Annotated in this window: 11 protein-coding genes; 1 reads left to right on the top strand and 10 read right to left on the bottom strand. The window is 69.2% G+C overall.

Annotated features, from left to right (window positions below):
• Window positions 1-489, top strand: a 489-nt coding sequence (locus B5E42_RS11270; RefSeq protein ID WP_087239659.1) for a DUF2313 domain-containing protein, incomplete at its 5' end; no start/stop codon positions are given.
• 82 nt (window positions 490-571) lie between these two features.
• Here B5E42_RS11270 and B5E42_RS11265 read toward each other — a convergent pair.
• The 10 genes from B5E42_RS11265 to B5E42_RS11220 all read right to left on the bottom strand — a co-directional run bounded on the left by B5E42_RS11265 (window position 572) and on the right by B5E42_RS11220 (window position 7,588).
• Window positions 572-1,123 (bottom strand): S-layer homology domain-containing protein, encoded by a 552-nt coding sequence (locus B5E42_RS11265; RefSeq protein ID WP_087239656.1) that lies wholly within the window; start codon window positions 1,121-1,123, stop codon window positions 572-574.
• A 62-nt stretch (window positions 1,124-1,185) separates the two neighbouring features.
• Window positions 1,186-1,761 (bottom strand): hypothetical protein, encoded by a 576-nt coding sequence (locus B5E42_RS11260; protein ID WP_087239654.1) that lies wholly within the window; start codon window positions 1,759-1,761, stop codon window positions 1,186-1,188.
• Complete coding sequence (locus B5E42_RS11255; protein WP_087239652.1) at window positions 1,758-2,537, bottom strand: permease prefix domain 1-containing protein; 780 nt, start codon at window positions 2,535-2,537, stop codon at window positions 1,758-1,760. The genes B5E42_RS11260 and B5E42_RS11255 overlap by 4 nt, the downstream gene beginning before the upstream one ends.
• 13 nt (window positions 2,538-2,550) lie before the next feature.
• On the bottom strand, window positions 2,551-3,246 hold the full coding sequence (locus tag B5E42_RS11250; protein ID WP_087239650.1) for a hypothetical protein: 696 nt from the start codon (window positions 3,244-3,246) through the stop codon (window positions 2,551-2,553).
• Window positions 3,243-4,013 carry a permease prefix domain 1-containing protein gene (locus B5E42_RS11245; protein WP_087239648.1) on the bottom strand — a complete coding sequence of 257 codons (771 nt, stop codon included), beginning with the start codon at window positions 4,011-4,013 and terminating at the stop codon, window positions 3,243-3,245. Before B5E42_RS11245 ends, B5E42_RS11250 begins: the two co-directional genes overlap by 4 nt.
• Window positions 4,014-4,027: 14 nt before the next feature.
• A complete protein-coding gene (locus tag B5E42_RS11240) occupies window positions 4,028-4,699 on the bottom strand; it encodes a hypothetical protein (protein WP_087239646.1) in 672 nt (223 codons plus the stop codon).
• Window positions 4,696-5,472: a permease prefix domain 1-containing protein gene (locus tag B5E42_RS11235; RefSeq protein WP_087239644.1), complete on the bottom strand. Its 777-nt coding sequence runs from the start codon at window positions 5,470-5,472 to the stop codon at window positions 4,696-4,698. The genes B5E42_RS11240 and B5E42_RS11235 overlap by 4 nt, the downstream gene beginning before the upstream one ends.
• A 9-nt stretch (window positions 5,473-5,481) precedes the next feature.
• Window positions 5,482-6,096 (bottom strand): DUF5044 domain-containing protein, encoded by a 615-nt coding sequence (locus B5E42_RS11230; RefSeq protein ID WP_162613974.1) that lies wholly within the window; start codon window positions 6,094-6,096, stop codon window positions 5,482-5,484.
• Window positions 6,089-6,922, bottom strand: a complete 834-nt coding sequence (locus tag B5E42_RS18920; RefSeq protein WP_141242526.1) for a permease prefix domain 1-containing protein — start codon at window positions 6,920-6,922, stop codon at window positions 6,089-6,091. The genes B5E42_RS11230 and B5E42_RS18920 overlap by 8 nt, the downstream gene beginning before the upstream one ends.
• Window positions 6,923-7,588, bottom strand: coding sequence for a DUF5044 domain-containing protein (locus B5E42_RS11220; RefSeq protein WP_087239638.1), 666 nt, complete (start codon window positions 7,586-7,588; stop codon window positions 6,923-6,925).
• Window position 7,589: the final 1 nt, after the last annotated feature.

The following is a 7,589-nucleotide window of genomic DNA, read 5'->3' as shown; positions in this document are numbered from 1 at the left end:
GGGGAGGCCCTGGACGGGGGCGGGGCCGCCCTGGACGAGGTGCAGCGGGAGATGCTCATCTCCACCGCCGAGGACTGGGGGCTGGAGGCCATTGAGTCCCTGCTGGTGCGCAGGCCCGTGGCCCCCAATCTGAACCGGCGGCGGCAGGCCCTGGCCGCCCTGCTGCGCATCGGCGGAGACAGCTTCACCCTGGAGGCCATCAACGACAACCTGAAGGGCTGCGGCCTCAACGCCGTGGCGGAGGAGACGGACACCCCCGGCGTGGTGGAGGTGTACTTCCCCGACGTGCCGGGCATCCCCGAGGGGTTTGACGAGATGAAGGCCATCCTGGAGGACATCTTGCCCAGCCACCTGGACATCCGGTACAGGTTCTGGTACATCACCTGGGCCGTCATGGAAGAGCGGTTCGACACCTGGGGGGATATCGAGGCCATCTCCCCCACCTGGGAGGAGCTGGAGAAGATGGTGAAAGAGGACGAGGCCGGATAGGCAAAAGCGCCGGCGGAGAGCAAATTGCTCTCCGCCGGCGCTCTTTTAGAGAAACGACTTGGCGGGCGGATGGCATCCGCCCCTACAGGCCTGTGGTCGGCCAGTGTTCCAGCAGATAGGGGACGGCGGGGACGGGGCGGTCGAAGAAGCGGGAGAGGGTGCGCTCCAGCTCGTCGGCGGAGACGTACTCCTGCGGGGCCAGCCGGCCTCCCTCTGACCACTCCAGCAGGCCGACGGCCGTGGCCCAGTACAGGGAGTCGTCCGCCCAGGGGGAGATGTCCTCAAAGTCGTTGCAGGCGGCCACACCGCCGGGCAGGAAGGTGTCCCGCCCCAGGTGGGCGGCGTAGCGGCGGAGGAACATGGCGGCCTCCTCCCGGGTGACGGGGCGGTCGGGGGTGAAGCAGGCCCAGCCGGTGCCCTGTACCACCCCCAGGTCATAGGCCCAGGCGATGGCTGTGGCGCCGGGGGAGTCCCGCTCCACATCGGAGAAGGGGCCGTTGGCGTCGTAGGGCACGCCGCCGGCGCAGGCCCACAGGGCGGCCACGAACTGGGCCCGGGTGACGGGGGGCTGGGCCGCCGCCGCGGCGGGGAGCAGCAGGGTGAGGAGCAGAAGCACAGGAATCATCTGTCGCATGGCATATCCTCCTTTGGGTAGAGCATACCATAAACTGGAAGATTATGCCGTCGAACGGGCGGTCAGATGAGCTCGTTTTCATAGATGACACTGCGCGTCACGGTGTAGAGCACCTGCCCTTGGCCGTCCAGGCCCTGGGCGGTGTAGCGAGAATACTCCAGAAGAGCTTCCGGGCAGTGGTAGAGGAACAGCCCGCCCTCGCCGGGGGAGGTCTCCACGGTGTGGGTGTTTTCCCCGTCGGTGTAGGTGAGGCGGACGGCCTCGATGGCCGGGTCGGAGCACAGGCCGAAAATGATGTCGCTGTAACAGAGCCCGCAGACAGAGAGGGGCGCGTCCTCCACCGGGGCGGCGGTCAGGCCCCAATAGCCGGGCTCCCAGGTGTCCCAGAAATAGAAGCGTCCCCGCTCCAGGGGGCAGACGGCGTACCAGCGGTCACAGCGGAGGACGCAGTGCTGTTCCTCCGGATACCAATGGGCGGAGGCCACAGGGCCCAGATGGTAGAGATCCTGGATCTGTTCCACGGCCTGCGGGAAGGTGAAGGCTGGACGGCGGATCAGCAATACGGTCAGAAAGAGGAGCAAGAGCGCCGCCACATTGCGGCGCAGGCGGCCCTTGGGGGAGAGACGGAGGCGCTTCACGGCAGATCCCCTCCTCTCACAATGGGGAATTCCACCCGGAAGGTGTGGCCGAACACGTCCCCCTCCAGCCACAGGTGCTCCGCGTCCTCCGGGGGGAGCTGGGGCAGGATGATCCAGCGGCTGACCCCGGAGTTGAGGGAGGTAGCGGGGATGTACTCCCAGCCGGTGTCGGTGACAAAGCGGTAGAACACATTACCCGGTACATTTTCCACAAAGTTCATCTCCAGGCGGGTGCTGCTGTTATCGGGCAGCCAGCCGTCGGACGGGTCACAGGTAAGGTAGATCTCATAGCCGAAGGGATGCTCGGTCGTGCCAAGGACGAAGATGGTGTGGAAATGAAGCCGCAGGCCGTCCACCTCTGCCCATTCGTCCATGGGCAGGGTGTAGCTGGATCGGCCGGCGGAGCTATAGTGCTCCCGGGTGTCCGCTGGGGCAGCCCGCCGCTCCCGAGTGGTTTGAGCCAGATCCAGCGACCAGGTGATCAGAGCCAGACCGTAGACGGCCAGAAGAAGAAACAGCACGGTTCCGGTGACCAGTACCGAGAGGTGCAGCAGGGGCGGGTGGGCGCGGTTGAGCTGGCGGCCCAGCGCCTCCGGGTCGCCCATGGCGGCCACGGCCTGCTGGGCGGCCTCCTCCTCGGGGGTGCCCCGCTCCATCAGCGCGGCGGCGTGATCCTCCAGGTGGGCCCGCAGCTCCGCCGCGATGGATCCCCGGGCGGGGAACCACCGCACCCGGCGCACCACCTGGTCACAGAACTGGGAAAACGGGGTGGACATGGGGCGCCTCCTTTCAGCCGGCAGTGGGGTCGCAGACGGCCAGCAGGTTGCCCTCGGCGTCGTAGACCCGGCAGAACAGATAGAGGGTTGAGCTGGAGCTGGTCAGCCCCTCCGGCTTCGGGGCATCCGGCACAAAGAGGGCGGGCCCCGCCCACACGCCGCCGCCCATATCGGTCAGCTCCCCGGTCACGCCCCGCTCTTCCAGGGCGGCGTACACATCCGTCTCCCAGCCGCCGAACCAAAGGACGGATACCTCCACCCGGGCTGCCTCCGGGTGGGTACAGATGGCCAGGGGAGCGACCTCACAGCCGGTGAACTCTATGCGGCCGTTGACAACCGTGTCGACGGGAGCGCTGGGCACCTGGTACACGCAGAGCTTCTCTTCCTCCATGGGAATGCTCTGCAGATCGACCACAGACCAGAGCAGCCCGGCGGTGCGGTTAAGCTCCACAACGGAGAACCGCCCGCCCGCGCGGCGCACCACCCAGGCGTCAAGGTGCGGCTCGGTATGCTGGAAGCGGACATGCCCGGCGGCCACGGTGCGGCCATGGGGGGCGAAGTGGGCAGTCTCCGCCTGGCGGCAGGCCAGCTCCCGGGTGGGCATGGGGCGGCCCAGGGAGAGCCACAGCACCCACAGGCCGAAGAGAAGCACCAGGACACTGAGTACCAGGCAGACCCGGGGCAGGATGTAGTAGCGGAATCGCTTCATAGGGGCGGCACCTCCTCGGGCAGGGTGACGGTGAAGAAAATGGCCTCTCCGGTGGCAGCGGAGACGGTGATGGAAAACTCCGTGGCCCCGGGGGTGGGGTTCACGATGCGCAGCCAGGCGGTGCTCCCCAGCAGGTAGTCCTCCCCGGAGGTGAGGTAGCAGGAGCCGGAGCCGCCGGCGTCATCGGTGTAGACCGCGTCGGGCGCATAGACCGCCGGGACGGGGAGCCAGGGGCGGCTGGCTGCGGCGGTGAGGGGCGCCTGGAGCTGGTATTGCTCCTCCACGTCTCCCTCGTACTCCCAGCGGACGTACACCAGCCCGGCCCGGCCGGAGGGGGCGAGGGTATAGCCCCCCAGCACGCCGCCGCCGGAGGCGGTGCCCTCCAGCACCACGGTGTCCTCCTCGTCGCAGGGCAGCTCCGGGGCCTGGGGGAACACCCCGGCCATGGCAAAGAGGCCGGTGTGCTGATTGGCCCCCAGGCCAAAGCCCGCCAGCAGGATCAGCAGGCCCAGCACCAGCAGCACCCGGGACAGCCGGGGGAGGGTGGGGGGATGGGCGGCGTCCAGCTCCGCCCCCAGGGCGTAGGGATCGCCCATGGCCTCCACCGCCCGGCGGGCGGCCGTCTCCGGGTCGAGGCCCCGGGCTTCCAGGGCGGCGGCGTGATCCTCCAGGTGGGCGGCCAGCTCGTCAGACACCGGCCCCCGGGCCGCCCTCCAGCGGATCATCAGGCACACCTGTTCACAGAACTGGGCAAACAGGGGGGACATGGGAACACCTCCTCTCATCGGGCATCAGGGTCGTAGACGGCCAGCAGATTGCCCTCGGCGTCGTAGGCCCGGCAGTAGACGGTCAGGGCGCTCCCGCCGCTGCCGCTGGGGGAGTCGGGCACCGTCACGCTCAGGGCAGGCCCCACCCAGACGCAGTCCCCGGCGCGGGTCAGCTCCGTGGTGGCGCCGTGCGCCGCCACGGCGGCGGCGGGGTCGTCCTCCCAGTTGCCCAGCCAGACCACGTCCGCCTCCAGCCGGGCCGCGTCCGGGAGATCACAGACGGCCATGGGGGTGGCCGCGTAGCTGTTTATGGGGCCGCGGAGCATGGAGACGTCTATGGTGAAGGCGTAAAAATCCAGCTCGGGCACATAAAATTGCAGCCTGGCGTCCCCCCAGAGCACACCGCCCAGCCGGCTGAGCGAATATACCCCCACGGCATCGCCGTAGCGCCGGGCGAGCCAGGCGTCGGCATTCCGCCAGGTGGTCTCCGGATAGCCGATCGTCCCCTGGGCCGCGGTGCGGCCCAGGGGGAGGAGGCGGGCGGTCTCCGCCTGGCGGCAGGCCAGCTCCCGGGTGGGCATGGGGCGGCCCAGGGAGAGCCACAGCGCCCACAGGCCGAGAAGCACCACCAGGACGCTGAGGGCCAGGCAGAGCCGGGGCAGGATGTAGTAGCGGAATCGCTTCATTGCGGCGGCACCTCCTGGTCAAGGGTGACGGTGAAGTGGAGCTCCTCCCCGAACATGGAGACGGTGACGGAGAACTCCCTGGCGCCGGGGGCGGGGTCATTCAGATACAGGAAGCCGGACGCCCCCAGTAGATAGGTGTCACTGGTACGGAGGAAGCCCTCCCCGGTGCGGCCGGTGTCGTCGGTGTAGACGGCGTCCGCCCAAGCCGGTGCGGCGGCGGGGAGCCAGAAGCGGCGGGGGGTCATGGTGATGGGCACCTGGATCTCCCGCGCGGGGGTCACAACACCGCCGGTCTCCGGCCGGGCCCGGCTGGTCAGGGCGGCCTGTCCGGAGGGGGTGAAGGTGTACGCCCCCAGCTGCCCGCCGCCGGAGGCGGCGCCCTCGCGCAGCACCGTCTCCACCGTAGGATGCTCCGGCAGGCCGGGCCCCCGGGGCGTGATGCCGCTCAGGGCGGGGAGGCCGGTGTGCTGGCGGAACCCCAGCACCAGGGCGGCCAGCAGGATCAGCAGGCCCAGCACCAGCAGCACCCGGGACAGCCGGGGGAGGGTGGGAGGATGGGCGGCGTCCAGCTCCGCCCCCAGGGCGTAGGGGTCGCCCATGGCCTCCACCGCCCGGCGGGCGGCCGTCTCCGGGTCGAGGCCCCGCTCCTCCAGGGCGGCGGCGTGATCCTCCAGGTGGGCGGTCAGCTCGTCGGCCACCGGCTCCCGGGCCGCCTTCCAGCGGATCATCAGGCACACCTGGGCGCAGAACTCTTTGAATTGTGGGATCGCCATGGGCTCACCTCATTCCGGTATGGTCAGCCCCCACCACTCGGCCCAGTGGCCGGGGGCTTCGGATTCATAGATCAGGTTTCCCGCCCGGTCGTAGCCCCGGAGGAGGAAGCCGTCGTCGTCGAAGTGGTAGTTGCTCTGCCCGGCAGGGCGGTAGAACAGATAGCATTTGTCCGCCAGGGGCTCCGTCTGCCGGAGGGTGTGGAAGCCGCCGCTGTACTGGGCGTAGTAGAGCACCTCCACCTCCGCAATGTCCGGGTCGTTGACCACCACCAGCAGGCTGTCCCGCCGGGGGAGGGGCACCAGGGGGAGGGACGGGTCGTTGACCACCGCGTCCAGGGTGCCCTGCCCCCAGAACAGCCCCTTCCGGGGGAGGGTGCAGACGGCGTAGCAGCTCCCGTCCTGGAGGATGCAGTCGACGAAGGTGTCATTCTCCACCCGGGCCAGCACTGCGCCGGGGCCGTAGAGGTAGCGGGTCTGGGTGGCGGACAGGGCCTGCCGCTCGGTGAGAAAGGGGCTGGGCACGTCCAGCATGAGCAGCAGCAGGGCCAGACCCGCCAGCAGGAGCAGCGCGTCGGTGAAGATCCGCCGCCTGCGCACGGCGGGGGTGACGGGGCGCCTATTCATATGCCTCACCTCCCTGCAGGGGCAGGGTGAGGGAGAGCAGCGTCTCCCCATAGCGGTCGAACCGGAGGGTGAGCTGGGTAGCTTCCGGGTCGATGCAGATGATCTGCAGATCGTAATAGGTGGCGAAGGGGGTGATGTGGGTGGCGCCCCCAAAGACCGTATAGGGCAGGCCCAGGTAGCCGTCCGGCCCCGCCTGCTGCCACTGGGAGGCGTAGACGTTGCCCAGGTCGTCCTCCCCCTGGATCCAGCCGTCTATCCTGGGCCAGCGGAGCCAGGGGTTGGGGTGGACGGCCCTGAGCAGGCAGTTGGCCTGGAGGGTGTAGCCGTCGGCGTAGGGATAGTGCTGCCAGGTGACCAGCACCCGCTCCACCGAGAAGGTGTACGCACGCCACCGGCAGACGGCGCCCTCCGGCGCGTAGTCCGCCACCAGCTTCAGCTTGTCGTACTGCTCCAGCAGGGGGACGGTGTCGTCCTCGTCGTACACCGGGGGGTCGGCGATGTTGTGCACCGTCTCCGCCACCCAGGGGATGGCGCACATCAGCAGGACGGCCAGCGCCGTCCACACCAGGGCCCGGAACAGCTCCTGGAACCAGCCCAGCAGGGGGCTGTGGCTCTTGTCCAGCTCTTTCCCAATCTCCTCCGGGTCGCCCATGGCCTCCAGAGCCCGCCGGGCGGCCTCCTCTTCGGGGATGCCCCGCTCCATCAGCGCGGCGGCGTGATCTTCCCAGTGGGCGGCCAGCTCCGCCCGGATGGCGGCGTGGTCGGGGCGGAAGCGCACCTGCTCGCACACCTGGGCGCAGAAGTCGTCGATGGTTGGATGGCCCACTCAGCCCACCTCCCCGGACACAGAGATGCCGTAGCCGGCCCACCGCTCCGGCACGGGGGACTCATAGCGCAGCGCCCCGGCGGCGTCGTAGCCCTTGACCTGGAGCGCATCAGAGGACAGGAAGGAGCCTGACGGGATGTAATAGGGAATCAGGAAGCAGCCCTCCGCCGTTTGCCCCCCGCTGGCGGAAAGCAGGGTACAGCCGCTGTCCGTTTCCGGGGAAGAGACGGGAAAGACGAGCTCCACCCGGGCGATGCCTGGGTCGTTGCACACCACCAGCACCGAGCCGTAGCTATACTCATCGACCACCAGCGGAATCAGGGGGAGGGACGGGTCGTTCTCCACTGCCCCCAGACTGCCGGTTCGCCAGAACGGCCCGCTGCGGGAGATGCCGCACCAGGCGTACCAGTCCCCCCAGCGGAGGATGTAGTAGCGGTCGCTCGGGCCGAACCTTCCGGCGTCCCACTCCTGCGGATTGTCCAGGGCGGCGATCACCTCCCCGGGGCCGAAGAAGTACCGGGCCTGGGTGGCCGCCAGGGCCTGCCTGGCGGTAAAGACGGGGAAGTCCATCCGGAGCACCAGCACCGCCAGGACGGCGGCCAGCAGCAGGGTGTCCCGCAGGATGCGGCGCCTGCGCCGGGCGGGGGTGACGGGGCGTGTGGACATG

It is taken from the genome of Flavonifractor sp. An10 (assembly GCF_002161215.1).
In the GTDB taxonomy this organism is placed as follows: domain Bacteria; phylum Bacillota; class Clostridia; order Oscillospirales; family Oscillospiraceae; genus Flavonifractor; species Flavonifractor avistercoris.
This window is presented reverse-complemented; position numbering and strand designations above follow the sequence as displayed.

What these genes read in the sequence shown, in the direction of transcription:
- B5E42_RS11250 (WP_087239650.1), bottom strand. Translation starts at nt 3,246, where the DNA reads ATGAAGCGATTCCGCTACTACATCCTGCCCCGGGTCTGCCTGGTACTC.
- B5E42_RS11255 (WP_087239652.1), bottom strand. Translation starts at nt 2,537, where the DNA reads ATGTCCACCCCGTTTTCCCAGTTCTGTGACCAGGTGGTGCGCCGGGTG.
- B5E42_RS11230 (WP_162613974.1), bottom strand. Translation starts at nt 6,096, where the DNA reads ATGAATAGGCGCCCCGTCACCCCCGCCGTGCGCAGGCGGCGGATCTTC.
- B5E42_RS11235 (WP_087239644.1), bottom strand. Translation starts at nt 5,472, where the DNA reads ATGGCGATCCCACAATTCAAAGAGTTCTGCGCCCAGGTGTGCCTGATG.
- B5E42_RS11240 (WP_087239646.1), bottom strand. Translation starts at nt 4,699, where the DNA reads ATGAAGCGATTCCGCTACTACATCCTGCCCCGGCTCTGCCTGGCCCTC.
- B5E42_RS11265 (WP_087239656.1), bottom strand. Translation starts at nt 1,123, where the DNA reads ATGCGACAGATGATTCCTGTGCTTCTGCTCCTCACCCTGCTGCTCCCC.
- B5E42_RS11245 (WP_087239648.1), bottom strand. Translation starts at nt 4,013, where the DNA reads ATGTCCCCCCTGTTTGCCCAGTTCTGTGAACAGGTGTGCCTGATGATC.
- B5E42_RS11220 (WP_087239638.1), bottom strand. Translation starts at nt 7,588, where the DNA reads ATGTCCACACGCCCCGTCACCCCCGCCCGGCGCAGGCGCCGCATCCTG.